Source organism: Streptomyces sp. NPDC006512, from assembly GCF_040611935.1.
Taxonomy (GTDB): Bacteria; Actinomycetota; Actinomycetes; order Streptomycetales; family Streptomycetaceae; genus Streptomyces.
The window spans coordinates 78806-104024 of the sequence record NZ_JBEXPG010000004.1; the positions used below are offsets into that span (position 1 = coordinate 78806).

At 73.6% G+C, this 25219-nt stretch carries 26 protein-coding genes; 11 read left to right on the plus strand and 15 right to left on the minus strand.

The window, feature by feature from the left end:
* Positions 1–80 precede the first annotated feature (80 nt).
* Positions 81–245: a hypothetical protein gene (locus ABZZ17_RS04145; protein WP_356871752.1), complete on the plus strand. Its 165-nt coding sequence runs from the start codon at positions 81–83 to the stop codon at positions 243–245.
* Here the strand turns inward: ABZZ17_RS04145 and ABZZ17_RS04150 are convergent.
* Entirely contained in the window at positions 242–799 is a 558-nt protein-coding gene (locus tag ABZZ17_RS04150; RefSeq protein ID WP_356871754.1) for a YbaK/EbsC family protein, read from the minus strand. The genes ABZZ17_RS04145 and ABZZ17_RS04150 overlap by 4 nt on opposite strands.
* 203 nt (positions 800–1002) lie before the next feature.
* On the opposite strand from ABZZ17_RS04150, the gene ABZZ17_RS04155 reads away from it, so the two are divergent.
* Positions 1003–2460 carry an amidohydrolase family protein gene (locus ABZZ17_RS04155; protein WP_356871756.1) on the plus strand — a complete coding sequence of 486 codons (1458 nt, stop codon included), beginning with the start codon at positions 1003–1005 and terminating at the stop codon, positions 2458–2460.
* A gap of 51 nt (positions 2461–2511) precedes the next feature.
* Here the strand turns inward: ABZZ17_RS04155 and ABZZ17_RS04160 are convergent, their stop codons facing one another.
* Positions 2512–2949 carry a hypothetical protein gene (locus ABZZ17_RS04160; protein WP_356871758.1) on the minus strand — a complete coding sequence of 146 codons (438 nt, stop codon included), beginning with the start codon at positions 2947–2949 and terminating at the stop codon, positions 2512–2514.
* Positions 2950–3095: 146 nt separating this feature from the next.
* Here ABZZ17_RS04160 and ABZZ17_RS04165 point away from each other — a divergent pair, with 146 nt between their 5' ends.
* Positions 3096–3377, plus strand: coding sequence for a hypothetical protein (locus ABZZ17_RS04165; RefSeq protein WP_356871760.1), 282 nt, complete (start codon positions 3096–3098; stop codon positions 3375–3377).
* A gap of 176 nt (positions 3378–3553) precedes the next feature.
* Positions 3554–4816 carry a serine hydrolase domain-containing protein gene (locus tag ABZZ17_RS04170; RefSeq protein ID WP_356871762.1) on the plus strand — a complete coding sequence of 421 codons (1263 nt, stop codon included), beginning with the start codon at positions 3554–3556 and terminating at the stop codon, positions 4814–4816.
* A 49-nt stretch (positions 4817–4865) separates the two neighbouring features.
* On the opposite strand, the gene ABZZ17_RS04175 is transcribed toward ABZZ17_RS04170, so the two are convergent.
* Both ABZZ17_RS04175 and ABZZ17_RS04180 read right to left on the minus strand, forming a co-directional pair.
* Complete coding sequence (locus ABZZ17_RS04175) at positions 4866–5207, minus strand: type II toxin-antitoxin system PemK/MazF family toxin (protein WP_356871764.1); 342 nt, start codon at positions 5205–5207, stop codon at positions 4866–4868.
* Positions 5204–5440 carry a hypothetical protein gene (locus ABZZ17_RS04180; protein WP_356871766.1) on the minus strand — a complete coding sequence of 79 codons (237 nt, stop codon included), beginning with the start codon at positions 5438–5440 and terminating at the stop codon, positions 5204–5206. Before ABZZ17_RS04180 ends, ABZZ17_RS04175 begins: the two co-directional genes overlap by 4 nt.
* A gap of 246 nt (positions 5441–5686) precedes the next feature.
* Between ABZZ17_RS04180 and ABZZ17_RS04185 the strand changes: the two genes are divergently transcribed.
* Positions 5687–6046 (plus strand): hypothetical protein, encoded by a 360-nt coding sequence (locus ABZZ17_RS04185; RefSeq protein WP_356871768.1) that lies wholly within the window; start codon positions 5687–5689, stop codon positions 6044–6046.
* A gap of 82 nt (positions 6047–6128) precedes the next feature.
* Here ABZZ17_RS04185 and ABZZ17_RS04190 read toward each other — a convergent pair whose 3' ends face one another.
* Together ABZZ17_RS04190 and ABZZ17_RS04195 are read right to left on the minus strand one after the other, a co-directional pair.
* Positions 6129–8063: an NAD(P)-binding protein gene (locus ABZZ17_RS04190; protein ID WP_356871771.1), complete on the minus strand. Its 1935-nt coding sequence runs from the start codon at positions 8061–8063 to the stop codon at positions 6129–6131.
* A 73-nt stretch (positions 8064–8136) separates the two neighbouring features.
* Positions 8137–8853, minus strand: a complete 717-nt coding sequence (locus ABZZ17_RS04195; protein ID WP_356871773.1) for an RNase H family protein — start codon at positions 8851–8853, stop codon at positions 8137–8139.
* A 123-nt stretch (positions 8854–8976) separates the two neighbouring features.
* On the opposite strand from ABZZ17_RS04195, the gene ABZZ17_RS04200 reads away from it, so the two are divergent.
* On the plus strand, positions 8977–9513 hold the full coding sequence (locus ABZZ17_RS04200; protein ID WP_356871775.1) for a hypothetical protein: 537 nt from the start codon (positions 8977–8979) through the stop codon (positions 9511–9513).
* 93 nt (positions 9514–9606) lie between these two features.
* On the opposite strand, the gene ABZZ17_RS04205 is transcribed toward ABZZ17_RS04200, so the two are convergent.
* Positions 9607–9984 carry a hypothetical protein gene (locus ABZZ17_RS04205; RefSeq protein WP_356871777.1) on the minus strand — a complete coding sequence of 126 codons (378 nt, stop codon included), beginning with the start codon at positions 9982–9984 and terminating at the stop codon, positions 9607–9609.
* Positions 9985–10168: 184 nt separating this feature from the next.
* On the opposite strand from ABZZ17_RS04205, the gene ABZZ17_RS04210 reads away from it, so the two are divergent.
* Complete coding sequence (locus ABZZ17_RS04210) at positions 10169–10543, plus strand: hypothetical protein (RefSeq protein ID WP_356871779.1); 375 nt, start codon at positions 10169–10171, stop codon at positions 10541–10543.
* A gap of 9 nt (positions 10544–10552) precedes the next feature.
* Here the strand turns inward: ABZZ17_RS04210 and ABZZ17_RS04215 are convergent, their stop codons facing one another.
* The gene (locus tag ABZZ17_RS04215; RefSeq protein ID WP_356871781.1) at positions 10553–11662 is read right to left on the minus strand and encodes a cation diffusion facilitator family transporter; all 1110 of its coding nucleotides are present in this window, start codon (positions 11660–11662) and stop codon (positions 10553–10555) included.
* Positions 11663–11878: 216 nt separating this feature from the next.
* Between ABZZ17_RS04215 and abc-f the strand changes: the two genes are divergently transcribed.
* Positions 11879–13561 (plus strand): ribosomal protection-like ABC-F family protein, encoded by a 1683-nt coding sequence (gene abc-f / locus ABZZ17_RS04220; RefSeq protein ID WP_356871783.1) that lies wholly within the window; start codon positions 11879–11881, stop codon positions 13559–13561.
* A 32-nt stretch (positions 13562–13593) separates the two neighbouring features.
* Here abc-f and ABZZ17_RS04225 read toward each other — a convergent pair whose 3' ends face one another.
* The 4 genes from ABZZ17_RS04225 to ABZZ17_RS04240 all read right to left on the minus strand — a co-directional run bounded on the left by ABZZ17_RS04225 (position 13594) and on the right by ABZZ17_RS04240 (position 17208).
* The gene (locus ABZZ17_RS04225) at positions 13594–14391 is read right to left on the minus strand and encodes a hypothetical protein (protein ID WP_356871785.1); all 798 of its coding nucleotides are present in this window, start codon (positions 14389–14391) and stop codon (positions 13594–13596) included.
* A gap of 122 nt (positions 14392–14513) precedes the next feature.
* Complete coding sequence (locus ABZZ17_RS04230; protein WP_356871787.1) at positions 14514–16031, minus strand: hypothetical protein; 1518 nt, start codon at positions 16029–16031, stop codon at positions 14514–14516.
* A gap of 45 nt (positions 16032–16076) precedes the next feature.
* The gene (locus tag ABZZ17_RS04235) at positions 16077–16601 is read right to left on the minus strand and encodes a GNAT family N-acetyltransferase (protein ID WP_356871789.1); all 525 of its coding nucleotides are present in this window, start codon (positions 16599–16601) and stop codon (positions 16077–16079) included.
* Positions 16602–16671: 70 nt separating this feature from the next.
* A complete protein-coding gene (locus ABZZ17_RS04240; RefSeq protein ID WP_356872030.1) occupies positions 16672–17208 on the minus strand; it encodes a hypothetical protein in 537 nt (178 codons plus the stop codon).
* Between the two features lie 369 nt (positions 17209–17577).
* On the opposite strand from ABZZ17_RS04240, the gene ABZZ17_RS04245 reads away from it, so the two are divergent.
* A complete protein-coding gene (locus ABZZ17_RS04245; RefSeq protein WP_356871791.1) occupies positions 17578–19149 on the plus strand; it encodes an alpha/beta hydrolase in 1572 nt (523 codons plus the stop codon).
* Positions 19150–19256: 107 nt separating this feature from the next.
* Here the strand turns inward: ABZZ17_RS04245 and ABZZ17_RS04250 are convergent, their stop codons facing one another.
* Positions 19257–19772, minus strand: a complete 516-nt coding sequence (locus ABZZ17_RS04250) for a DoxX family protein (RefSeq protein WP_356871793.1) — start codon at positions 19770–19772, stop codon at positions 19257–19259.
* Between the two features lie 243 nt (positions 19773–20015).
* On the opposite strand from ABZZ17_RS04250, the gene ABZZ17_RS04255 reads away from it, so the two are divergent.
* Positions 20016–21212, plus strand: a complete 1197-nt coding sequence (locus ABZZ17_RS04255; RefSeq protein WP_356871795.1) for a serine hydrolase domain-containing protein — start codon at positions 20016–20018, stop codon at positions 21210–21212.
* Positions 21213–21288: 76 nt separating this feature from the next.
* Here ABZZ17_RS04255 and ABZZ17_RS04260 read toward each other — a convergent pair whose 3' ends face one another.
* The gene (locus ABZZ17_RS04260) at positions 21289–21963 is read right to left on the minus strand and encodes a DUF4360 domain-containing protein (RefSeq protein WP_356871797.1); all 675 of its coding nucleotides are present in this window, start codon (positions 21961–21963) and stop codon (positions 21289–21291) included.
* A gap of 313 nt (positions 21964–22276) precedes the next feature.
* Here ABZZ17_RS04260 and ABZZ17_RS04265 point away from each other — a divergent pair, with 313 nt between their 5' ends.
* On the plus strand, positions 22277–23647 hold the full coding sequence (locus tag ABZZ17_RS04265) for an FAD-binding oxidoreductase (RefSeq protein WP_356871799.1): 1371 nt from the start codon (positions 22277–22279) through the stop codon (positions 23645–23647).
* Between the two features lie 13 nt (positions 23648–23660).
* On the opposite strand, the gene ABZZ17_RS04270 is transcribed toward ABZZ17_RS04265, so the two are convergent.
* On the minus strand, positions 23661–25184 hold the full coding sequence (locus tag ABZZ17_RS04270; RefSeq protein ID WP_356871801.1) for an MFS transporter: 1524 nt from the start codon (positions 25182–25184) through the stop codon (positions 23661–23663).
* Between the last annotated feature and the right edge of the window lie 35 nt (positions 25185–25219).

The following is a 25219-nucleotide window of genomic DNA, read 5'->3' on the forward strand; positions in this document are numbered from 1 at the left end:
CGTTCCGCCGCCGGGAGGGCGCACCCCTACACTTGTGCCGCCCGGCCGAAGGTGCCGGCTTCAGGGGAGCGAAGTCCTAAGTGAGCAGCACCAGCAGCGACGCGCCGATCTACGACCAGCTCATACGGGAGCGGGGCGATGTACCGGGCCAGGTCCGGCGGGATGCCGAGGAGATCCACCGGGCCCTGGCCCAGGTGATGGCCCGCCGTCCCTCGGCCGGGATGCCGACCTGGCGCACCCCCTAACCGAGGGCGAGTCCTTCGACGGGTTCGGCGCCGGGGAGCCTCGCGAGGAGCGGGCCGGGGACGATGAGCTTGCCGCGGCGGCGGCCGCTGCCGACGAGGACGTACGGCAGGTCCGCGACGGCCGGGTCCACCAGGAGCGGCCAGTCCGCCGGCAGGCCGAGCGGGGTGATCCCGCCGTACTCCATGCCCGTGCGCTCCACCGCGGTCGCCATGGGGGCGAAGGACACCTTGCGGGCCCCGAGGTGGCGGCGGACGGCGCCGTTCACGTCGACCCGGGCGGCGGAGGGGACCAGGCAGGCGGCCAGGGTGGTTTCCCCGCCCCGCTTGGCCGCGACGACGACGCAGTTGGCCGACGTGCCGAGCAGGTCCTGCCCGTAGTGGGCGACGAAGGCCGCGGTGTCGGCGATCGCCGGGTCGGTGTCGACGTAGACGATCTCCTCGACGGGGAGGTCCCCGGCCAGTTCGCGGACGGCTTCGGCGACCGGGAGGATCAGCTCGTCGAGGCAGTCGGGGGCGGGCCGGGCGTGGTCGAAGGGTCCGATGGGAGCGCGCATGTCCGTACGCTAACAGCGGCCGTGCGCGGGCCGGGGGCGCGGAAAGACCGGAATTCCACAAAGTGTTGACGCGGCTCTATCGGAAGCGCCTTCTCCTGACGGACGATTCGCATATCCTCCGCGCCCCCCGTCCGCCGTCAGTGCGGCGCTCCGCCGGCGCGCGGGATGCGAACCCACCCGTGTTCGTTGGGAGGCAATACGACATGGACCGCAACAGCGAGTGTCCCGACGCCGCCTCGACCGACCTGACCGAACTGACCGCGCGCCGGCCCGGAGCGCTCGGCCGCCGGGGCGTGCTGACCGGCCTGGGCGCGGCCGCGGCCGCCCCGTTCCTCCTCGGTGCCGAGCGGCCTCGGCCCGGGCCCGCGGAGCCCTCGGCACGGAGCACGTTGCTCCGGAACGCCGCGCTCGTCCTCACCATGGACCCCGCCCTCGGCGACGGCCCCCTGGGGAGCCTCGGGCACGCGGACGTCCTCATGCGGGACGGCGTCATCACCGCCGTGGGGCGGCGGTTACCGGCCCCGCCGGGCACCCGGACCGTGGACGCCTCGGGGAAGCTGGTGCTGCCGGGGTTCGTCGACGTCCACACCCACCTGTGGCAGTCGTCCATGCGCGGCGGCTGCGCGGACCGCGACCTCTTCGGGTGGCTGGCCGACTGCAACCGGGGGACCTTCTCGCGGATCACCCCGGAGGACATGTACCGCTTCGTCCGCCTCGGGGCGCTCGACTCCGTGCAGTCCGGTGTCACCACGCTCGTGGACTGGGTGGACGCCCTCCCGTACGACACGACGGTGCAGTACGTACGGGCCCTCGCGGACACCGGGGTGCGCTTCACCTACGCGATGTTCCAGGCCGAACGGGACGCGGCGCTGATCACCCGGACGAAGCGGGAGCTCATCGATCCGCTGCCGCTCGCCTCGGCACAGGTCGCCACGCACGCGGCGCGGGCCATCCAGGGACTGAACCGGCTCCACTGGGAGATCGCCCAGGACCTCGGCGTGATGCTCAACTCGCACGTCCTGGAACGCGACGAGCAGCGGGCGGACGACCCCGTGCGCACCCTCACCGACATCGGGGCACTCGGTCCGCGGCTGCTGATGAACCACGCGATCCACCTCGACGACGGGGAGCTGGACGCGCTCGCCGCCCACGACGTGCGCGTGGCGCACTGCCCGCTCAGCAACATGCGCCTGGCCTCCGGCATCATGCGGCTGCCGGAGCTGGCGCGGCGCGGCGTGAAGACCGGGCTCGGCCAGGACGGCGGCACCAACGACACCTCGGACTTCTTCGCCCTGATGAAGACGGCCCTCGGCCTCCAGCGGGCGCGGGCCCTGCGCGCCTCCGTGTTCCCCCAGGTCCACGACGTGCTGCGGATGGCCACGCTCGGGGGTGCCGAGGCGATCGGCATGGCCGGGGAGATCGGTTCGCTGACCCCCGGGAAACGGGCCGACGTCGTCGTGATCGAACCCGCCGCGCTCAACTTCGCGCCGCGCTTCGACTGGGTGAACCAGATCGTGTTCAACGGCCGCCCCGAGAACGTCGACTCGGTGTACGTGGACGGCAGGGCCCTCAAGAGCGGCGGCCGGCTCGTCGGGGCGGATCCCGACCGGGTCGTGCGGGAGGCGGAATCCGCGGCGGCCCGGCTGCGCGCCGCGTCCTGACAGGCCCCACGCGGCTTGCGCCGCCCCGGAGTCCGGGCGCGCGGGGCGGGGTCAGCGGTCGCGCGGGGCCAGGAGTCCGGCCACGAACCGGGTGGTCTTCTGCCCCGCGCGCTGCTTGATCAGGCCTTCCTTCGCCGCTCCGCGCAGGGACGCCGTGGTGGTGCGGGGGCCGGCCCCGGCCAGGGTCACGGTGATCAGGACCGGGTTCATCTGCGCGAACCCGCCGCCGACGAGCGCCCTGACCACGGGTCCGGCGGCCTGGCCGGTCGGGGGCGGAGGGTCCAGGAGGCGGCCGATGCGGGCCAGGGTCGCGGCGACGTGCCGCTCGGCTTCGGCCAGGGGCAGGTCCAGCGTCAGAACGTCCTCGTGGACGTCCTTGCGCAGGTACCGCGCGGCCAGCCTGGCACCGAAACGGCCTCCCGAGCCGCCGCCGACGGCGCCCACCGACCCCAGCGCGTCCGCGAGTATGCGGTCCTCGTCGTTCACCACGGCGACAGCGTAGCGGCCGGCCCCGTGGGCGGGATCGGCGGGACGTGCGCCGAACGAGGGCTCCTCGGCCGGGCGGACGACCTGGTTGGGCGGCCGGGGCCCCCGGCCGCTGCAAGCTGGTGGCCACCCACGAAAGGACCTGGCCCATGGCGAACGTGCGGCGCATCGTCGACGTCGAGACGCGCGAGGTGGAAGTCTTCGAACTCGTCCCGGACGAGGCGGGGCTGGAGGCGATGCGCACCGACCCCGAGGCATACGTGCGGGAGGTGCTCGCCGACGAGATCGGTCACATCAACGGCGTGTCCGTCGACGTGCACGTGCTCGGCGAACTGGCCAAGGCCACGGCCGTCTCCGGCGGGCCGTACGTGGTGCACCACACGGTCAGCGGGAAGTGGGAGTCCTGGGTCGAGGTCACCAACCCGAAGTAGGGCTGCGGTGCCGGGCGGCGGGGTGGGCCGGGGGGCCGTCACCGAGCACTGATGATCTTCCGTAAGCTCTTGGTCGACCAGGCCGCCGACCGTGCCCTCCGGCACGCGCTCAGGCGGCCTCCGGGATACCCCGGAAAGAGGTAGCGACCGAGTTGGGGAACAACGTGCACCTGCCCATGAACCGACGTCTGGCCATCAGCGCCGCCCTGCTGGCCGTGGTGGCCGGTGTGGCTCCGGCCACCACGGCCCACGCCGCACCGGCCGTTTCGGCCGAGGCCCAGGGGGCCGCGTCGGCGCTTCCCGCGCCCGATCTGGAGGCGCTGGTCCAGGCGTTGCAGAAGACGACCGCGGCCGGAGCGCCCGGCGCGATGGCCCGCATCGGCGGGGCCGGCGGCGTCCAGACCAAGACGGTGGGCGTGCGCGACACCGTCACCGGCGCGCCGATGGACACCCGGGCCCGGTTCCGGATCGGCAGCGTCACCAAGACCTTCTCGTCCGTCGTGCTGCTCCAGCTGGTGGCCGAGAAGAAGATCGAGCTGGACGCGCCGGTCAACCGCTACCTGCCCGGGCTGCTGCCGGACGACCGGATCACGGTGCGTCACCTGCTGACCCACCGCAGCGGGCTGGCCGACTACACGAACGCCATGTTCGACAAGACCGTTCCCGGCTTCGAGGCCGTCCGGAACAAGGAGTTCAGCTACCAGGACCTGGTGACGCTCTCGCTGAGCGAGCCGCGGACCACCGAGCCCGGGGTGGCGTACAAGTACTCAAACGCCAACTTCGTCGTCGTCGGCATGCTGATCGAGAAGGCCACGGGGCGTCCGGTCGCGAAGGAGTACGAGCGCCGGATCATCAAGCCGCTCAAGCTGGAGAACACCTCGTACGTCCACCCGAGCACGAAGATCAAGGGGCTGCACGCACACGGCTACCTCACCCCCGACGAGGCGGGCGCGCCGCTGGTCGACTCCACCGAACAGACCGTGTCCTGGGCGCAGTCGGCCGGTGCGATGATCTCGAACGCCGCGGACCTCAACACGTTCGTGTCCGCGCTGGTGACGGGCAAGCTCCTGGCGCCGCAGCAGTTGGACGCGATGCTGACGATGACCCCCACGGACGCGACCAACACCCGCTTCTACGGGCTCGGCCTGCGCCGCTACGACCTGTCCTGCGGCACCTCCGTGTACGGGCACACCGGTACCGTGCAGGGCTTCTACACGTACGCGTTCGCCACCCGTGACGGCAAGCGCAGCCTGACCGCGATGGCCAACACCTCGAACCGGGGTGTGGCGAACACCGAGCTCGGCGGCACGCTGGAGGCCGCGTTCTGCGGGAAGAAGCCCGCGCAGCCCACCGCTCGCGGCTTCTCCTCCGCCCCCGCGGCGTCCGCCGTGACGGCCGCCCCGGCCGAGGTGGACCTGCCGGAGCGCAACGCGCGCTGATCCCCGGCCGCCGCGGCCCCCACGGTCGCGGCGGCCGCACCGGCCCGCGTCAGGGCACGGCCAGGCGTACGGCGGCACTGACCGCTTCGAGTGCGTCGGGGCTCAGTCGCAGCTGCACCGTCTCCACGTAGTGGGCGGCGGGCCGGACGGTGGTGAGGAAGTCCGTCAGGACGTGGCCCCCGACCCCGTCGGGGAGGTGCCCGGGGAGGATCCCGTCGTCGGCCGCTTCGAAGGGGACCGCGGTGGGCCACGTGTCGGAGCCGGTCCCGATCTGGGCGACGACGACGGTGTCCAGCAGGGCGTTGCGGGTGTCGTTCGACACGACGACCCACAGGCCGCCGCGGCCCTCCTCCCCGATGGCGATGACGTCACCGCGGCGGAGTTCCGTCACAGCGTTCCCTCCTGGGCGATCACCGCGAAGCAGGCGGCGTGTTCGGCGGGCGCCGCGCGCTGGCCGGACAGGTTCTCGTGCATGTCCCGGTAGGCGGATCTCAGCTGGTGTTCCCAGGCCTCGGCGAGTGCAGAGCCGCGGACGAACCGGGCGAGTGACTGGCCGCGGTCGGCGGCGGCCAGCCGCAGGAGGGCGAGCTCGTGCTCGGTGAACGTGACGTTGAGGGAGGGCACGGGAGAACGGTACTGATGCACGGTGCACGTGTCCGGTGCCAATCAGGTCATTGCGTGCGGACCGCCGCCCGCACAAGAACTCCGCCCGCGCCGTTGACCCGGGCGGAACGGGACACTCCCAGCTCAGGGGCCCGGTTGACAGCCCCGCGGGGCCTCCCGCTGCCGTAGACATCTCCCCGGCAGGTACGGACCTGCGTACCTGTGACCGCACTCGTACGTGACCGGAAACAAGGGAGAACCCGAACCATGAAGAAGCGTTTGGTCGCCACGGCCCTGGCTTCCGCCGCCATCGCGCTCGGCACCGCGCTGCCGGCCTCCGCCGGTACGACGGACACCACCGGGGGGACCGGGACCCAGAACTGCATCAGCCGCAGCGTCAGCCGCAGCGAGGGGCACGGCTGGGCCCAGACCTGCGACGGGCGCAACGTCTCCGGCTGGATCCAGGACGACAAGGCCGACGGCCGCTGTCCCTACGTGATCGCCTACCACCACGGCGGCGGCGAGACGACCGGCCCGCGCGTCGGACCCAAGGGCAAGCGGATCGACTTCAACTTCTACGCGAACGGGAACGTCAGCGACTTCGGGATCGGCTACATGACCTGCTGACACCCGGGCCCGCCGCCGCGGGCACCGTGTGAGGGGGCGCCGCGTCGGGGACGCGGCGCCCCTGCCCGTCCGCGGCCGCGGGTCAGGGCCCCGGGGCGGGTGCGCCGGTACGGCCGAGGAGTTCGGCCAGGCCCCGTCGGGTGGCGGCCAGCACGACGCGGTCCTCGGGCCTGAGGACGTAGCCGGGGTGGAGGTCCCACACCAGGCCCGGTCCGGGGGCCGAGCCGTCGCGCGGGGCGGAGCCGAGGTCGGGGCGGCGCTCTCCCGGGGAGGTGGTGTCGAGGGCGATGACCCGCCAGGCGCCGGGGCGGAAGGACTCGGTGACCGTCAGGCCTTCGAGCCGGGGGTGGCCCGCCACGTCGAGGGCAGCGAAGAGGAGCACCCGCCGCTCGACCGGTATCGCGCCGAGGATCTGCCGGCCCATCATCGCCCCGGCGAAGGCGGGCGCGGCGAGGTGGGTGACGCTGCGGCTGCGGGTGAGCGCGGACGGGTGGGCGGTGCGCAGCGTGCGGTACACGGCGGTGGCGAAGTCGTCCTCGTACAGGCGCAGCACGGCCCGCAGGTCGGGTTTGACCCCGCGGGCGTAGAGGGCGGCTTCGAGGTTGGTGGTGTCGGAGCTGGTCAGGGCCAGCAGGGCGTGGGCCCGGTGGACGCGGGCGGCTTCCAGGACGCCCTCGTCGGTGACGTCTCCGAGGACGACGGGGACGCGCAGCCGGCGGGCCAGGGCGAGGCCGCGGGCCTGCGGGTCGGATTCCACGCACACGACGGGGATGCCCAGTTCCCGCAGCCGCGCCAGCACCCGGGTCCCGATCTTGCCGAGTCCGAGGAGCACCACGTGCCCGGACAGGCCGCGCGGGGGGCGGCGCAGGGCGGTGGCCGTGCGGAAGGCTCCGAGGGCCTCCATCGCCGCCGCGACCAGGACGGGCAGCAGGAGCAGGCCGACGAAGCCGGAGAGGATCTGGAAGACCTGGCGGACCGTCGGGTCGCCCACCGCCGGGTCGTTGATCGCGAAGATGTCGAGCAGGGTGATGTAGGCGGCGTGCAGCGGGTGGTCCCCCGTGGTGATCCAGGAGCCGACGGCGAGCGCGGCGACGGCCGCCGTGATGCCGGCGAGGGACCAGCGCAGCCTGCGGGAGAAGAGGGAGGCGACCGGGAGGGAGGCGGCGCTCAGCCGGGGCGCCGTCCGGCCGCGGCCGGTGTACGAGACGGCTTCCAGGGCCACGGTGGCGCGTCCCGTGGCGGCGGCCACCGCGCGGTCGTCGGGCAGGAGCCGCAGTCCGCGTTCGCCGCCCAGGACGGAGCTCTCGCTGCCGGCCGGGTCGTTGGTGGTCGCGGACAGCAGGGCCAGGGTGCACAGGCCCGGGTCGGCCACCTCCCCCGGGCCCGGCGGCGTGCGTTCGACCGCGCGCAGCAACAGGCCGTCCGCCTGGATCACCTTGCTGGTGCCCGCGACGGCGCTGGCGGCGAGGGCGGGGGCGGCGGTGTCCGCGTCGGACAGCACGGTGGTGGCGGAATCCGTCGCGCGGGGGCCGGCGTCCGGCCCGGCGATGATCGCCGCCTGGTCCAGGAGTTCCTCCAGGTGCTGGCCGAGCTTGCGGTTGTAGAGCCGGATCACCAGCCGCAGCCTGGGGTTGAGGCGCCTGGCCACCAGGGCGGCCCGTACGTTCCTGTCGTCGTCCTCGTAGACCAGCGCGAGGGCGGCGGCACCCGCGGTGCCCGCGGCGGCCAGCACGTCCTCGTCGGGTTCGGCCGCCCGCACGATCCGCGGTGCCTCCGGCGGCCGGTCGCCGGCCGGTCCCCGGGGCGCTCTCGCGGGCGGGACCCGTCCGAAGAGCCCCCGCCACGCCGTCCGGCCCACGGCGAGCGGCCGGTCGGCGGCGGGCGGTACCACGAGCGTCACCCGCTCGCCGTACACCTCGACGAGCTCGGCCGCGAGCCTGCGGGCCAGTCCGTCGTCTCCGCACACCACCATCGGGCCCGCCGTGTCCGGGACGTGGGTCTGCTGCTGAGTGTCCATCAGGACAGGATGCCCGGCAGGTGCGCGCCCGGTGCGTGCGGACCCGGTCGGTACGGGGCCGACGGTGCGCCGGTCAGGCCGTGTTGCCGTCGTCCTGTGCGGCGGTGGCGCAGGCCTCGTGGCCCCAGCGCTTCCCGTGCTTGGCGATCATCTCGCCCGCCGCGTAGGGCCGTCCGCACGGGCAGGTTCCGGGGAACTTGGCCTTGAGGGGGCGCGGCGCGCCGCTCTTGGCCCGGGCCGCGGAGGCCGGTGCGCCGGTCCTGGCGGTCCGTGCCCGGGCCGGGGCTCCGGTCGCGGGTGCCGGGACGGGGAAGTCCGTCCCGCCCAGGGCGGTGCCCGCGGGCTGCTGGCTGACCGCGGCGTCGCTGGCGGCCTGGTCCGCGATCGCGTTCAGGTGGTCGCCGTCCTCGCGGTGGGCGGGAACGTAGAGGAAGGTCACGTCGCGGTCGGTCAGCAGCCGGTCGATCTCCTCGACCAGCTCGCGGTTGGCGACGGGCTTGCCGCCGGAGGTCTTCCACCCGTTGCGCTTCCATCCGGGGAGCCACTGCGTCACCGCCTTCATGGCGTACTGGGAGTCCATGCGGATCTCCACCGCCTTGCCGGGCAGGATCGCTTCCAGCAGTCGCTGGAGCGCGGTGAGTTCGCCGACGTTGTTGGTGGCACGGCCGAGCGGGCCGGCTTCCCAGCGCTGGGGGTGCCCCTGGGAGTCCGCGATGACCCAGGCCCATCCGGCCGGTCCGGGATTTCCCTTGGAGGCCCCGTCGCAGGCGGCAATGATGCGTTCAGACATCCCCCGATCATGCCTCACCACCGGACCGGCCGGTGACCCCGCCGCCGGAGCCGCAGGCCAGCGCGGCTACCGTCACGCCATGAGAACGCGCTCCGGTGAACACCGGCTGACCAGGGGGAACCGATGAGGAAGGGCTGGGCGGCCGCTCCGCCACACCTCGGTGCCGTCGTGAGCCTCGCCCTGCTGACGGGCTGCTCGCCGGTGGACGAGACCCCCATCGGCCGCACGAGCGGCCACGGGACCTACCGGCCGCTGGCCGTCGTCGGCTACCCGAGCCCGCAGACGCTGGACATCGTCCAGGAGGTGGTCGGGAGGATCGCCGACGAGGACCCGGGCGAACTCACCTTCCTCGCCGGGGACCGGGCGGGAACGGCGCAGGCCAGGGCCACCGCCGAGAACTGGGTCGAGGCGTTCGGCGACGGGGCCCGCGGAAGGGTCACGGCGGACTTCTACGACGAGGGGTCCAAGCGGCAGCTGGTCGTGCTGTACTTCCACAACACCCGGCAGATCAAGGCGATCACGGTCAGCAGCTACGGGAACGCCGAACGCGGCGGCTGGCGCGCGGAGATGGACGAACCCGGCCCCGAGGAGGCCGCGGCGCCGCCGGCCCCCTGGATCCCGGCGGAGCCCGGCGGAGCGGGCTCGAAGACCCCGGTGTGACCCGGCGCGAGCCGCCCTTCGCCCGCGGCCGCGGCAACGGAGCGGCCGGCGGCGGCGCCCGTGGGACGGGTGCCGCCGCCGGCCGCCGGCCGGTCAGTAGGTGTAGCTCAGGCCCGACTTGTAGGGCGTCAGGGTCCGCTGGCTGACCACGCCGCGGTAGGTGTACCAGCCCCACTTCTTGCACATGACCTGGTAGCTCAGGGTGTTGTACGCGCCCGAACCCACGCGCACGCGCGGGTAGATGACGTTGTCACCCCAGTCACCCCCGGCCGGGCCGCTCGAATAGGCGTCCACGCCCCAGTAGACGCCGACGACCGATCCCCCGCCCGGGCAGTTCCAGCTGCCGAAGTTGACCCAGACGTTCCCCCCTGTCCACGCACTGGCCGGAGCGGCACTGAGGCCGACGACCCCCATGGCCATCAGTGAGCCGACCAGCACAGAGCGGCTCTTCCGGAGCAGCGATCCACGCATGAAACCTCCCCTGGTACGGCCGTGCGCGTTCGCGCCTGGCCGTGCGCAGCAGATTCCCATACGAGTCACAGGATTGTCTGAATTTCGGTGGAATAGAGGAAAAGTAGAACTCATGCTTGGAATGAGCCCATATATTCGAATGCGTGTGACCGGACCGGTCCCGACGGAAGGAGGTCCCGTGGACATGGACGCGGGAGACGCCCACGTGCCGCCCGGCGCGGCCCCGGTGGCGTGGGGCGGGACGCCGGAACCCGGCGCGGCCGCCCACCGGTACGGGGTCCTGCGCGTGCTGTTGGGGGCGGGTGTCGACGCCTCCCGGATCCGGGTCTTCCACGACGCGGACGACGGCGGTGCCTACTGGGTCGTCACCCCGGAGGGCGGGCGCGCGGCCGTGCTGACCGACGACACGGAGCGGTACGTCGGCCACCTGGAGGGGCCGTGGCCGTTCAAGGCCGTGTTCCTCGGCCCGGACGGGAGCCGGACGCGGATCGACCACTCGATCGACGCCCTGACGGCGCAGGTGGTCAGGTGGTGCACGGAGGCGGCCCCCGACGTCTGAGCCGCCGGGTCAGTCGGTGCGGCCGTGGTGGGCGAGGGCGGCGTGCGGGCCGGTACCCGCGGGACCGTCATGGGTGTGGTCGGTGTGGACGGTGGCGGCCGTCAGCCGGGGCACGGCGTGGATCAGCGCGTGTTCGGCGGCCAGGGCGAGTTCGTGCGCCCGGGCCACGGTGAGCCGCGGGTCGACGATGATGTCGGCCTCGGCGCGCAGGGTGTGCCCGATCCAGCGCAGCCGGATCCGGCCGGTGCCGAGGATCCCCTCCACCTGGCTCAGGGCGTGCTCCGCCGCGTCGACGAGGGCCGGGTCGACGGCGTCCATCAGCCGGCGGCAGACCTCGCGGGCCGCTTCTGCCAGGACGAACAGGATGGCGAGGGTGATGAGCAGTCCGACGACCGGGTCGGCCGCGGGCAGCCCGAGCGCGGCGCCGCCGGCGCCGAGGAGCACGGCCAGGGAGCCGAACCCGTCGGTACGGGCGTGCAGTCCGTCGGCGACGAGCGCGGCCGAGCCGATGCGCCGGCCGGTGCGGATGCGGTAGCGGGCGACCCATTCGTTGCCGGCGAAGCCGACGAGCGCGGCGGCGGAGACCGCCCACAGGTGCGTGATGTCGCGTGGGTCGAGCAGCCGGTCGACGGCCACGTAGGCGGCGAGGCCCGCGGAGGCCGCGATGGTGACGACGATGACGATCCCCGCGAGGTCCTCCGCCCGGCCGTAGCCGTACGTGTAGCGGCGGTTGGCGGCCCGGCGCCCGAGGAGGAAGGCGATGCCCAGGGGGACGGAGGTCAGGGCGTCCGCGGCGTTGTGGACGGTGTCGCCGAGCAGGGCCACCGACCCCGACAGGACGACGACCAGGGCCTGGACCGCCGTGGTCGCCCCCAGGATGGCCAGGGAGATCCAGAGCGTGCGCAGCCCGTCCCGGGAGGCCGCCATGGCCGCGTCGACCTTGTCGGCGGCCTCGTGGCGGTGGGGCCTGAGCAGGTGCCCGAGCCGGTGCCGCGTCCGGGCGGCGCGGGAGCCGCCGCCGCGCCCGCGCTGGTGCTGGTGCTCGTGGGCGTGGGCGTGGGCGTGGTGGGCGTGATCGTGGTGGTGGCCGGCCGTGTGCTTGCGCTGATTCGCCTCCATGAAGCCCACCGTGGCATACGGAACCCCTTGCGGCTATGGCCGTCGTACCCACTCTGACCAGCTGCGTTTCGCTCGCAGCTACGTCCCGTTCCCAGCCGCGCGCCCCTGGCGAGACGAAACGTCTTGCGACGGGCTGGCGGGTGGGCTAGGTTACGGGGAAGTAGGCGAGACGGAACGTCTCGCCTCGCATCTGGCCCCCATCGGAAGGAACCGCCCTTGCGCACCTCACCCGCGTCCGCCGGCACCCGCATCGTCCTGTCCGAGGTCACCAAGCGCTACGACGCCCATGTCGTCCTGGACCGCGTCAGCACCACGGTCCGGCCCGGCGAGCGGGTCGGCGTCGTCGGGGAGAACGGATCCGGGAAGTCCACCCTCCTGCGCCTGCTGGCCGGTCTCGAACCGCCCGACCACGGAGAGGTCTCCGTCCTGGCGCCGGGCGGTGTGGGACACCTCGCCCAGACCCTCGGCCTGCCGCCCACCGCCCGCGTCGGCGACGCCGTCGACCTGGCCCTCGCCGAACTCCGCGCCCTGGAGCGCCGGATCCGCGCCGCGGAGAGCCGCCTCGACCGGGCCGGCCCCGGCGAACTCGCCGCGTACGACCACCTCCTCGCCGTGTACGAGGCGCGCGGCGGGCGCGACGCCGAACGCCGCGTGGCGAGCACCCTGCGCCGGCTCGGGGAACGGGCCGCGCTCGATCCGGACCGCCGGCTCGGCACCCTGTCCGGCGGCCAGCGCTCCCGGCTGGCCCTGGCCGGGGCCCTCGCCCCGGAGCCGGAGCTGCTGCTCCTCGACGAGCCCACCAACGACCTCGACGACGAGGCCGTCGACTGGCTGGAGCAGCACCTGCGGGCCCACCGCGGCACGGTCGTCACCGTCACCCACGACCGGCTCTTCCTCGACCGCGTCACGACCACGATCCTGGAGGTGGACCACGACCGGCGCACGCTCCACCGCTACGGCAACGGGTACACGGGCTACCTCACCGGCCGCGCGGCGGCCCGGGCCCGCTGGGAGCGCACGTACGAGGAGTGGCGGGAGGAGACCCGAAGGGCCGAGCGGCTCGCCGACAGCCACAGCGGGCGACTCGCCGACATCCCGCGCAAGATGCCGCGCGGCTTCAGCGGGGCGGGTGCCTTCCGGGCCCGCTCCCGCGCCCACGGGGCGATGGGCCGGATCCGCGCCGCCCGGGAGCGGCTGCACCGGCTCGCGGAGAACCCCGTACCGCCGCCTCCGCGACCGCTGCGCTTCACCGGCCGCATCACCTCGGACCTGGGGGCGGGCACCGCTGCCGGGGCCGACGGAGGCGTCCGCGTGGACGGCGCGTCCGTACCGGGACGACTCGCGCCCGTCTCCTTCCGGCTGGACCGCGGCGAACGCCTGCTGGTGACGGGGCCCAACGGGGCCGGGAAGTCGACCCTGCTCGATCTGCTCGCGGGCGAACTGCGCCCGGCCCGGGGAGCCGTGGCCGTCCCGCCCCGGACCGGGTACCTGCGGCAGGGCGATCCCCGGGCGGGCGAGGCCCGCAGCGTCGTCGGGGCCTACGGGGAGGAGTACGCCGAGCGGCTGACGGACCTCGGGCTGCTCTCCCCCGCCGACCTGACCCGCCCCGTACGGGCCCTGTCGGCGGGGCAGCGCCGCAAGCTGGAGCTGGCCGGGCTGGTGGCGGGCCCGTTGGACCTGCTGCTGCTCGACGAACCGACCAACCACCTGGCCCCGGCGGTGGTGGAGGACCTGGAGGCCGCGCTGGCGCACTACACCGGAACGCTGATCCTGGTGACCCACGACCGCCGCCTGCGCGCGGCGTTCCGGGGGCGCCGTCTGGAACTCACCGCTGACGGCGGCGGGCGCGAGCGCGAGCCCGCCGCCTCCGGAGTCCGGCCCGCCCCGGCACCGGACTGACGCCGAGGGCGGGTTACGGAGACCGCTGCGGGCTACCGGGCCTCGTGGCGGCCGACGTTCGCGGCGACCGCGTCCTGGAGCGGCTTCAGCCGGTCGACCAGCTGCTGGTAGTCGGCCGTGCGGCCGTCGGACCACTGGCCCATTCCGACCACCATGACCCGGCCGTCCCCGGCGAAGGACTGCACCATCCCGCTGTCCGCCGGAAGGGTCGGCAGACCCGACCCGGGCGGCGGGCCCTGCGCCGCCACCTGGTAGTCGTCGAAGGCCCGGCTCAGTTCGAACACCAGCGTCACGGTGTCCTGGGGGTCCTTCATCGTGAACAGGGCCAGGTTGAACTGGTTGTCGCGCGCGTCCTTGTAGAGCGCGACCTGTTCCCCGACGCATCCCGCGCTCGCCTCGATGAGGCCGGCGAGCCGCGGCCCCATCGCACCCGGTTCGGGGCAGGAACCCAGCGTGGCCGCGCCCACCTTGGTGTAGGTGCCGCCGGCTCCGTCCGGTACCTCGGCCGGGAAGGCGTCGGCCAGCGGGATCATCGGGCGCCCCGCGGCCTCGTGCGTCGGCACGGCGGCGGGGGCCGCCGGTGCGGCGGCCGGCTTCCCGGTGTCCCGGCCGTCCTCGCCCGAGGGGGAACCCACGAACCGCAGGGCGAGGAAGGCGAGGCCCGCCACCGCCAGGCCCAGCGCGGCGGCACCCGCCCCCAGCCGTTTGCGCGCGGGAGCCACCGGCTCGTGCGGCGCGGCGCCCCCTGCGGACACCTCGCTCAGCAACGCGTTCCACCTGTCGTCGTCCGGTGCGTTCCCGCCCGGCGGTATCTGATCGTTCTGCGGCACGGTGGCACCGTAGCGATCTCCGCCACCGAACAGAACAGCCGCAGGTCACAGCCTCATCACTATGCGAGCCGAGCAGCGGCGGCGTGTGCAGTGGGGGACGGAGGCTGCCACGGCTGTGATCGCTACTTGGACGTCGTCCCTCGGCGTCCGGCTGTCGTCGCGGGGGTGGCGGCGCTGTTCAGGCAGTGGTCGAGGAGTGCGCGTATGCGGGGGACGGGCAGCGATGGGTTGGCCGCAGCGCCCTCCGCGGTGCGGGGGTCGGCGAGGAGAGCCTCCAGGGCTTCCGGTTCCAGGCTCGGGTTGGCGGCGGCTGCCCGGCGCACCGACTCGTCAGGGTCGTCCAACGGGAGGTCCGGCAGGGAGGGATCGGCTGCGGCCAGGGCGCGCACCTCGGGGTCCGGGTGGCCGATGAGGTGGGTGCGGCCGGTGCGGGGGAATCCGGGCAGGGCCAGCAGGTGCGGTCGGTGGGCCGGGCGGGTGGCGAAGACGTCCAGGAGGAGGTGTTGCGGGGCCAGGGGGTGGTGGCAGGCCAGCCGGATCCGTACCTCCTCGTCGTCGTCCCGCGCGAGTGCGCTGACGAGTTCCGCGGGCAGGCCGGGCCAGCTCGCTGCAACCCGGCGGAGTACGGGTTCCTCGGACTCGGCGCAGGCGGCGAACCAGTCGGGGGACGGCTCGGTGGCCGGCTCGGTGATCGGGCAGGTGCAGTCCGGACCGTGCCCAATGACCCCGTGGATCGCCCAGAACTCGGCCCAGGTACGGGGGAAGGGGTGGAGGCGTGCGCGCATCCGCACGTCCTCCTCCAGGTCCTCCCTCAGCTCCGCTACCAGTTCCGGTCCCAGGTCGGGCCGGGCGGCGACCATCGCGCGGACCTTCGCCTCGGGGTGGCGGGCGAGCCGGGCGACGGCGTCGGCCGGAGTGTGGCGGTTCCAGGCCAGGGGGTGCACCGTGCCGTCCGCGAAGCACTGTTCGACGAGCGCGGGTGACAGGGCGCACGTGCCGAGCACGAACGGCTTGCTGTGCGAGCCGATGGACGGCAGTTTGGCTTCCACCGCTTCCGGGTCCAGCTCCCAGCTGCTCTTCCGCGCCGCTTCCCGTACGTCGGGGTCGGGGTCGTGGAGCAGTGCCTCCCGCTCTCCAGGAGTGAGCGACTGCCACCTCCAGGCGGCGCGTATGCGGAGCTCGGGGTGCTCGTGCCCGGCCATGGAGCGGTAGAAGGACAGAGGGATCTGCCGAGAGAAGCTGAGCTCCTGGGTGATCTCGTGTTCGGTGAGCATGCCGTCCTCGCCCCCGTCTTGGGCGGTCAGGAGGGTGACGAGGATGTCGTCCGGCAGCGGTCGGACCCATCGGGGGCGGGGGTGGGGGTTGGCGAGCCGCGCACGGATGATCCCCGACGGGTCCGTTGCCAAGGGGACGAGTCGCGAAGGGTCTACGTGCCGGTTACCGGCGAGCGCGCGGCGGATCCCCCTGGCCGGGTGGCGCAGGGCTGCCTCGATAGCGTCGTCGGGCAGGTCGCGGCCCTCACACATCAGCGGGCCGACCTCACCGGCCGCTCGATCCATCAGTCGTATCAGTACGTCGGAGGGCGCCGCCGGGTTGAAGGCGATGCCGCGCAGCCACGGTTCACGGAGAGAGTCGGACACCGCGTCATCCTGCCACCTCGCCGTGCACAGGCCCCCGGGCCTCGCCTAGAGGTCGATCCAGTAGCGGCGTTTGGGGCCGATGAGGGTTTCGCGGACGTCTTCCAGTTCGCCGCCGGCCCGCTCGATCGTGCGGATCGAGGCGGCGTTGCCGGGGTCGCAGGTCAGCAGGACCCGGTCCATGCCGAGCACCCGGGCCTCGTGCAGCACCGCGGTCAGTGCCCGGCCGGCCACCCCGCGGCGGCGTGCCGAGGGGCGCACGCTGTAGCCGATGTGGCCGCCCGCGTCGAGGAGGAAGGCGTTGAGGTAGTGCCGCAGGTCGATGGCGCCGAGGTAGGTGTCGCCGTCGGCGATCCACCAGTACGTGGCGTGGACGCGGCCCTGCTCGACCGGCACCGTACGGTCCGCGTAGCCCCGTAGCCGCTCCACCCAGGCGGCGAAGCCCTCCGGGGTTTCGACGTCGTCCTCGGAGCCGAGGCCGGCTCCGTCCATGTGGGCTTCCTCGCCCCATTCGGCGCGGGCGGCGAGCCAGGAGGAGTGCAGCCCGGCGGTGGGTGCGATCAGTTCGGGCATGCCCTGCACGGTAGCAGCCGGTCATCCTGCCTGGTCGCGGGGCCTTCGGGCGGCGACGGGTGCGGTGGGGTCAGCGGGCGCGCCGGGGGCCGCCGCGGTGCGGGCGACGGCGGGCGGGTGACGCTTCGGGAGCCGCCTGCGGCGAGGAGAAACCGCCGGGCACCGGGGTACGGGTCTGCTGGGCGGGGGCCGCTGCGACCGGGGCCGCGGCGGTGGTGGCGGCGGGGCGTTGCGCGCGGCCGAGGACGGAGAGGTTGCCGATCAGCGGTGCGCAGGCCTGGCAGATCTCCGCGAGGGTCCACACCTGTCCCACGGCCGGGTTGTGGACGAGGACGAGGAGCGGGGCGCCGGTGCAGGAGGCCCGGCTGTTCTCGTGGAAGGCGCATTCGGCGGCTCCGCAAGCGCACGCGGCGTTCGGGCGCACGGTGGCGAGGCGGGCGTGCGCGCGGGCGTGCTCGGCGGCGAAGCGCCGCATGGCGCCGGTGTCCTTGGACCGGGGCGGCATCCTGCAGGCCTCGACACTGCAGGTGACGGAGACGCTGTGGTCGCCGTGGCCGATCAGCCGGACGGTCCAGGTCCGACCGGGTACGCGGGATCCGGGAATCATCGTCAAGGGAGGGCCGTCCGTTCACATATGAGGTGGTGTGCCGGCTTTTCGACGTCTTCGCGTCCGGGGACGGCGGGTCTCGCGCGAGCGGCCTCGCTCCGGGAGCGGAGCGGCGAGGCGGGCGGGTCGCGAGGTGAACGTCACATCGAGGAGAAGACGGTCAGGGCGATGAGGGCACTGCGGCCGAACGGCCTCGATGTCTTTGTCGCACGCGGCCGGGCGGGCTGTCAACGGGACGTCACCGCGCCGTTCGGCCGGTCGGAGGGTGGGGCCCCGAACCGGAATGGGCCGTTCGGTGGTCTGACGAGCAGCTCGTAGCGTTTATCGTCTGCTTACTCACCGGGTCCTTTCGCGCAGGAGCACCACACCATGCCTCACCTCATACGTCGCCCCCTCCGGTCGGCGGCCCTCGCCACCGCGGTCCTCCTGGCCGTGCCCGCCCTGGCGGCCTGCGACGGAGACCCGAAGGCCAAAGCCGACCCGAAGCCCTCCGGGTCCGCCGCCCCGAGTGCCGCGACGAAGCCGGCCGTCCTGCCCGCGGCACTGACCGGGCAGAAGCCCGACTGGCAGAAGTGCCCGGCGCCGTCCGTCGCCCAGGGCGGCGGCAAGGCCCCCGGCAGCGGCTGGGAGTGCGCCACCATGAAGGCGCCCCTCGACTACGCCAAGCCGGACGGGGAGACCCTGGACGTGGCGCTGATCCGGAAGAAGGCCACGGACTCGGGCAAGCGCGTCGGCTCGCTGGTCTACAACTTCGGCGGACCCGGCGGCTCGGGCGTCCGCTCCCTCCCGGGCTTCGGCGACCAGTACAAGAAGCTGAACACGGTCTACGACCTCGTCAGCTTCGACCCGCGCGGCGTCGGCAACAGCGCCCCGGTGACCTGTCAGGACGACAAGACGCTGGACCAGGCCGCCGACAGCGCGGACCCCCTGGAGGACGTGCGCAAGATCACCGAGGCCTGCAAGCAGAACTCCGCCAAGGTCCTCCCCCACGTCGGCACGGCGAACGCCGCCCGCGACATGGACCTGATGCGGCAGGTCCTCGGCGACCAGAAGCTGAACTACTTCGGCATCTCGTACGGCACCGAACTGGGCGGCGTGTACGCCCACCTGTTCCCGCAGAACGTCGGCCGCACCGTGCTCGACGCCGTCGTCGACCCCACCTCGGACGAGGTGCAGCGGTCCCTCGGCCAGGCCAAGGGCTTCCAGCTGGCCCTGGACCACGCCATGAAGTACTGCCGGGACAAGTACACGGCCAACTGCCCGACCGGCCCGAGCGCGGCCGAGGGCAACAAGCGGATCGCCGCCCTGCTGGAGAAGCTGAAGACCAAGCCCGCTCCCACGCAGAGCGGCCGGAAGCTGACCTCCGAGCTGGCCCTCACCGGCATCGTCGCCACCCTCTACGACGAGGAGGGCTGGGACTACCTCGTCCAGGGCCTCGGCGAGGTGATGCAGGACGGTACGGGCAACAACCTGCTGCTGTTCGCGGACAGCTACAACGGCCGTGACGAGAAGGGGCGCTACGACAACTCCCACGCCGCCCAGATGGCGATCAGCTGCGCCGACACCAACCGCCGCTACACCGTCGAGGAGATGAAGGCCCAGGAGCCCGCCTTCCGCGCGGCTTCCCCGGTGTTCGGGCCGTTCCTGGCCGAGGGTCTGATCGGCTGCGCCGAATGGCCGGTGCGCGGTACGACGGACAAGCCGGTGGTCGGCGCGGCCGGTGCGGCGCCCATCGTGGTCATCGGCAACACCGGTGACCCGGCGACCCCCGTCGAGGGCGCGAAGCGGATGGCCGAGGCGCTGGGCAAGGGTGTCGGCGTCAACGTGACGGTGGAGGGCGAGGGGCACGGTACCTACGGCACCAACGCCTGCGCGACCAAGGCGGTCGACTCCTTCCTCGTGGACGGCACCGCTCCGGCCGACGGCACCGTCTGCAAGTAGCCGCCCCCGCCCCGCGGGACGGCTCCCGCGGGGCGGTCGCCGGATCTTGCCGGGCCGGTGTCGCCCGGCAAGATCCGGAAGCGACGGTCCGGGCCGGCTCGTCCGGCCTACTCCTCGTCCTCCTGCGCCCGGGCCCGCTTCGTGAGCACCGCGGCGGCCGCGAGGGCGCTGCCCGCGAAGGCCAGGCCCAGCGTCCACGGCCGGTCGAAGGTGTGGCCGGTCGCGTGGTCGACGGCGTACCGGCCCGCCCCCGCGAGGCCCACGGCGGCCGCCGTGAACCCCAGGAAGGCGGGGTACTCGTAGCCGCCGTCCTGGGCGAAGAACCCGGCGGGCGCGTGCACCGCCACCGCCCCCGCCATGGCGCCCGCGGCCGCGGCGCCCGCCGCCGGCGTGGCCAGGCCCAGGACCAGCAGGGCCCCTCCCCCGGCCTCGCCCAGGGCGGCGGCGACCGCGCTCGGCCGGCCCGGCGTGAAGCCCATGCGTTCCATCCCGGCCGCCGTGGCGTCCAGGCCGGCGCCCCCGAACCAGCCGAACAGCTTCTGCGTCCCGTGCGCGATCAGCACCGCGCCGGTGCCGGTCCGTAGTGCCAGTAGGGCCAGGTCACGTCGGTTGATGCGGGTCACGGAGCCTCCCGGTGGGTGCCTTGCGCGAAGCGGTACCCGACATCCGTATCCACTCGGGGCGCCGCCTCCCCGGATCGGGCCGCGGATCCGCCATACGGTCCCGGCCAGGGGGTACGGGGCCGCCACGGGCCGGGGGTCCGGATGGAGCACGGCCCGCCGGCGCACGGCCGCGTCGTCGCCCGCCCGCGTCCGGGCCCTGCCATCGTGACCACGCGCCCGATCCCCCAACCCGGAGGTACCGCCATGTCCCCACGGTCGAACGACGACGGCGGCCGAAGCCGCCCGCCGCTGCGCCTGGTCGCGGCCGCCGTGCTGTGCGCGGCCGCGGCCGGTGTGCTGGCCCCGCCCGCGCACGCGGGCACGGACCACGACCCGGGCCGGGGAACGGGCCTCCGGGCGGAACTCCAGGAGCTGGTCGACACCCCCGGCGGCCCCCCTGGGGCGATCGCCGTCCTCACGGACGGGGACCGCACCGAGGTGTACCGGGCGGGGGTGGCCGATCTGGAGACCGGCCGCGAGCCGGCGCCGTCCGACCACATGCGGATCGCCAGCGTCGCGAAGGCGTTCAGCGGAGCGGTGGCCCTGCGGCTCGTCGACCGCGGCCGACTGCACCTGGACGACACCATCGGCGAGGTGCTGCCCGGGCAGCCCGAGGCCTGGCACGCGGTGACGCTCCGTCAACTCCTCAACCACACCAGCGGGCTGCCCGACTACTCGGCCGCCCCGGAGTTCCGCGAGATCGTCACCGCGGACCCCCGGCACCGGTTCGACTCCCGCCGGCTGCTGGAGTTCGTCTCCGGCGAGGAGCTCGCGTTCCTTCCCGGGAGCCGGTACCAGTACTCGAACTCCGACAACATCGCCGTCGCTCTCATGGCCGAGGCCGTCACCGGGCACCGCTACGAGGACCTCCTCGGGAAGCTCGTGTACGAGCCCCTGGGCCTGGAGCGGACGAGCCTGCCGCGGGGCTACCGGCTGCCCGTCCCCTTCCTGCACGGCTACGTGGTCGAGCCGCCGGAGGAGCCCCTGGACGTGAGCGAGGCCATCAGTGCCTCCGGTGCGTGGGCTTCGGGGGGCATCGTCTCGACCCCGAAGGACCTGACGAAGTTCATCCGGGCCTACGCGGGCGGCAAGCTGTTCTCGAAGAACACCCGGCGGCAGCAGTTCACGTTCCTGCCCGGCGGGCTCTCCCAGCCCCCGGGCCCGGGACGTACCGACGCGGGGCTGGCGGTCTACCGGTACACGACCCGCTGCGGGGCGGTGTACGGCCACACGGGCAACACCCCGGGCTACACCCAGCTCGCGGCGGCCACGGCGGACGGCCGCCGCTCCCTGACCTTCTCGGTCACCACGCAGGCCTCGCTCACCTACAAGCCCGAACTGATCGAGCGGATCCGCCAGGTCCAGGAGGACTTCGTCTGTTCCCTGCTCCGTCGGCGCTGACACGGAGCACCGCACGCGCAGCGGCCCGTCCGGTGCCTCACCGGACGGGCCGCGGGGGTTCGGCGGTTCAGCGGGTTCAGCGCGCCGGGCACTTCTTCCAGGTGAAGTGGTAGACGCTGTTGATGCTGCCGTCGGTGGAGTCGAGGGCCATGTAGCTGGTGCTGCTCGGGTCGGAGCTTCCGACCTCGGCGCGCAGCTCCGTGTTGATGTTGAAGTTGCGCAGTTCGCCGCAGGGGGCGAAGACGAGCGCCTCGATGCCCGTGGTGTCGGTGGCCTGCCAGTTGTTGTTGAGCGCGCCGACGTACTTGTGGGTGCGGTAGTCGGTCTGCCGCATGCCCTGGAAGTAGTAGCTGGCCTTCTGCGTGCCGACCGCGCCCCGCGCCAGGTTGCCGAAGCCCCGGTAGTCGACCTGGGCGACCGCGTAGGTGTAGCCCTGCGGGACGTGGACGTTCAGCGAGAGCAGACAGTTCTTGCGGCCGTCGGTGGCCTTGCTGTTGCCTCCCGCCGAGGCGACGTACTCGCTATAGGTGACCGTGAAGGCGGAGTTGTCCGGGGCGACGGCCACGGCGGCGCTGCCGGGCCGGCAGCCCGAGCCGTTGACGGTGGCGACGTCCACGGTCACCCGGTCCGAGGGGGCTCCGGGGGCGGAGGGGATGGAGGTGGCGGCGCCGGCCGAGGGCGCGAGGCCGAGGCTGAGCAGGGTTCCGGTCACGGCGGCGGCGCTGAGCGCTACGCGAAGCGATGTGATCACGGGCCCATGGTGGGCGGGACGGGCGGGACGGCCCGGGTACCGCGCACGGGACCTCACCCCGATGGGTCAGCCGACCCGCTGGAGAAACGATTCGGCACCGCCTCCGGTGCCGCCTCCGGCACGGTCCCCCGCACGGCCCACCGGCCCCGGGTTGAGGCTCCGCCCCATCGGCGTAGCGTGAAATCTGGGCCCGCTCCAGTGGCAGGCGGCAGCGCGGCCCTGCGGGGGCGTCCCACTCCGCCGCCCCGCTGCCACGGAGGCGGTTCCTCCCGCGCGCGCGACGGGCGGGAGCAGGGCACGAGGAGCAAGAGCCATGGGCAAGCTCTCGACCGACCAGCTGCGCGAGCGGGTCCGCGGGATGGTCGTCACCCCGGGTGACGCCACCTACGACGAGGCGCGCAAGGTCCACAACGCCATGATCGACAGGAAGCCGGCCGCCGTCGTGCACTGCGTCAACGCGGGCGACGTCATGGCCGCCGTCGACTTCGCCCGCGAGAACGGCCTGGACCTGGCGGTGCGCGGCGGCGCGCACAGCGTGCCCGGCTTCGGGACCTGCGACGACGGTGTGGTGGCGGACCTGTCCGGGATGCGCGGGGTCCGTGTCGACCCCGTGGGCCGCACCGCGCGCGCGGAGGGCGGGGCGACCTGGGGAGACTTCAACGCGGCGACCCACGCCTTCGGCCTGGCCACGACCGGCGGGATCATCTCCACCACCGGGGTCGGCGGGCTGACCCTCGGCGGCGGTATCGGATACCTCGCCCGCGGCCTGGGCCTGAGCTGCGACAACCTGGTGTCGGCGGACGTGGTGACCGCGGACGGCCGGCTGGTCGTGGCCAGCGAGGAGGAGCATCCCGACCTCTTCTGGGCGCTGCGCGGCGGGAGCGGGAACTTCGGCGCGGTGACGTCCTTCGAGTTCCGGCTCGCCCCGGTCAAGGACATCCACGGCGGGCCCATGCTCTTCGAGCTGAAGGACGCGGGCGCCGTCCTGCGGGGGTTCCGCGAGCTGATCGCCGACGCCCCCGAGCAGCTCGGCGCGTTCCCGGCCTTCCAGATCGCGCCGCCGCTGCCGTTCATCCCGGAGAACCGGCACGGTGACACGTTCATCCTGATCGTGGCCTGCTGGGCCGGGCCGCTCGACGAGGGCGAGGCCGCCCTGCGTCCCTTCCACGAGATCGCGCCGGTGGTCGCCGAGCACGTGGGCCCGATGCCGTACCCCGCCCTCAACTCGGCGTTCGACGCGCTCGTGCCGCCCGGCCTCCAGCACTACTGGAAGGCCAACTTCGTCACCGAGCTCACCGACGAGGCGATCGAGGCGCACCTGGTGCACGGGCCGCGCGTACCGGCGGTGAACTCGACCGTGCACATCTACCCCATCAACGGGGCCTGCCACCGGGTGGCGCAGGACGCCACCGCCTTCGCCTACCGCGACGCCTCGTTCGCGACGGTCATCGCGGGCATGTGGCCCGACCCGGCCGACAACGAGGCCAACATCGCCTGGGTCCGCGACTACTACGAGGCCACCGCCCCGCACTCGCAGGAGGGCGGCTACATCAACTTCATGGCCGACGACGACCAGGACCGGATCCGGGTCAACTACAAGGGCAACTACGACCGGCTGGTCGAGGTCAAGCGGAGGTACGACCCCGGGAACCTCTTCCACCTGAACCAGAACATCACCCCGTAGCGGCCGCGGGCGCTCAGTTCACGAGGCGCGGCAGGCGCAGGCTGAGGAGGGTCGTCAGGGCGATCAGGCCCAGCTGGACGAGCAGGGTGAGCAGGAGCGCGTCGCGCATCCCCACGGACTCGGTCAGCGCCAGGAAGAGGCTGCCCAGGGTCGCGACGCCCAGCGCGAGTGCCGACTGCTGGGTGGTGATCATGACGCCGCCGCCCACTCCGGCCCGGTCGGCCGGTACGTCGGAGAGCACGAGGCGCATGAGCACGGGCAGCTGGAGGCCCTGGCCCAGGCCCGCGACGGCGACGCCGGGCGCGAGTGCGGCCAGGCCGAGGCCGGGCCAGCCCTGCCGGAGGGAGATCAGGAGCAGGACGATGCCGAGGGCCTGGAGCACGCCGCCCGCGGTGACGACCCGGCTGCCGAAGCGTCCGACGAGGCGGGGTCCGGCGAGCGAGGCCGCGAAGAAGGCGACGGCCATGGGGACGAGCGCCAGCCCGGCCCGTACGGGCCCCATCGCCAGCCCCTGCTGGAGTGCGACCGCGATGACGAACATGAACCCGCTGAAGCCGATCGAGAAGGGCACCACCATCACCAGTCCGCGCCGCAGCGACTCCAGCCGCAGCAGGCTCGGCGGCACCAGCGGGGTGCGGCCGAGCCGGTCGGCCCGGCGCTCGGTCAGGTAGAAGGCCGCGGCCGCGAACGGGAACACCGCGAGGGACAGCAGGGTCCACAGCGGCCAGCCGGCCGCCCGGCCCTCGGTCAGGGGCAGGAGCAGGGAGACCAGCGACAGGGCGAGCAGCAGTGTCCCGGGGACGTCGATCGAGGCCGGGCGGTGCGAGCGGGTCTCGGGCACGGCGCGGACGGCGAGCAGGAGGCCCAGGAGCACGACGGGAACGTTGACCAGGAACACGGAGCGCCAGCCCGACCCGGCGAGGTCGGCGGCGACGAGGACGCCGCCGAGGATCTGCCCGGCGACCATCGACAGCCCGGCGGTCGCCCCGTACAGGCTCATCGCCCGGGCCCGGCGCGAGCCCCGTGTGGTGGCCTGGATGGTGGCGAGGACCTGCGGCAGCATGAGCGCGGCCGCGGCTCCCTGCGCCACCCGCGCCCCGACCAGGGTCCAGGCGGTCGGGGCCAGTCCGCAGGCGAGGGAGGTGAGCCCGAAGGCGGCCATGCCGACCAGGAAGAGCCGGCGCCGGCCGACGGTGTCGCCGAGGCGGCCGCCCAGGACGAGGAGGACGGCGTAGGCGACGCCGTAGCCGCCGACGACCAGTTCCAGCATGGCCGGTCCGGCTGCGAGGTCGGCGTCGATGGCGGGCAGGGCCACGTTGACGATGAAGAAGTCGATCAGCGGGAGGGCCGCGCCCAGCAGCACGGTGAACAGTCCCGGCGTGCTCAGCGCCGCGGGCTCGGGGCCGGCCGGATCCGGCGCGGCGGGGCCCGAGGGGGCGGCGGAGGCCGACGGGAACGGTGGGGGTGTGCGTACGGTTGCTTCGGTCACGGGTACGACGATCCTCCGGCCCTCAGCCTGGTACCAGAGTCTCCTCATCCTGGTACAGGCAGTACCTGGCAACCGGCTACGGG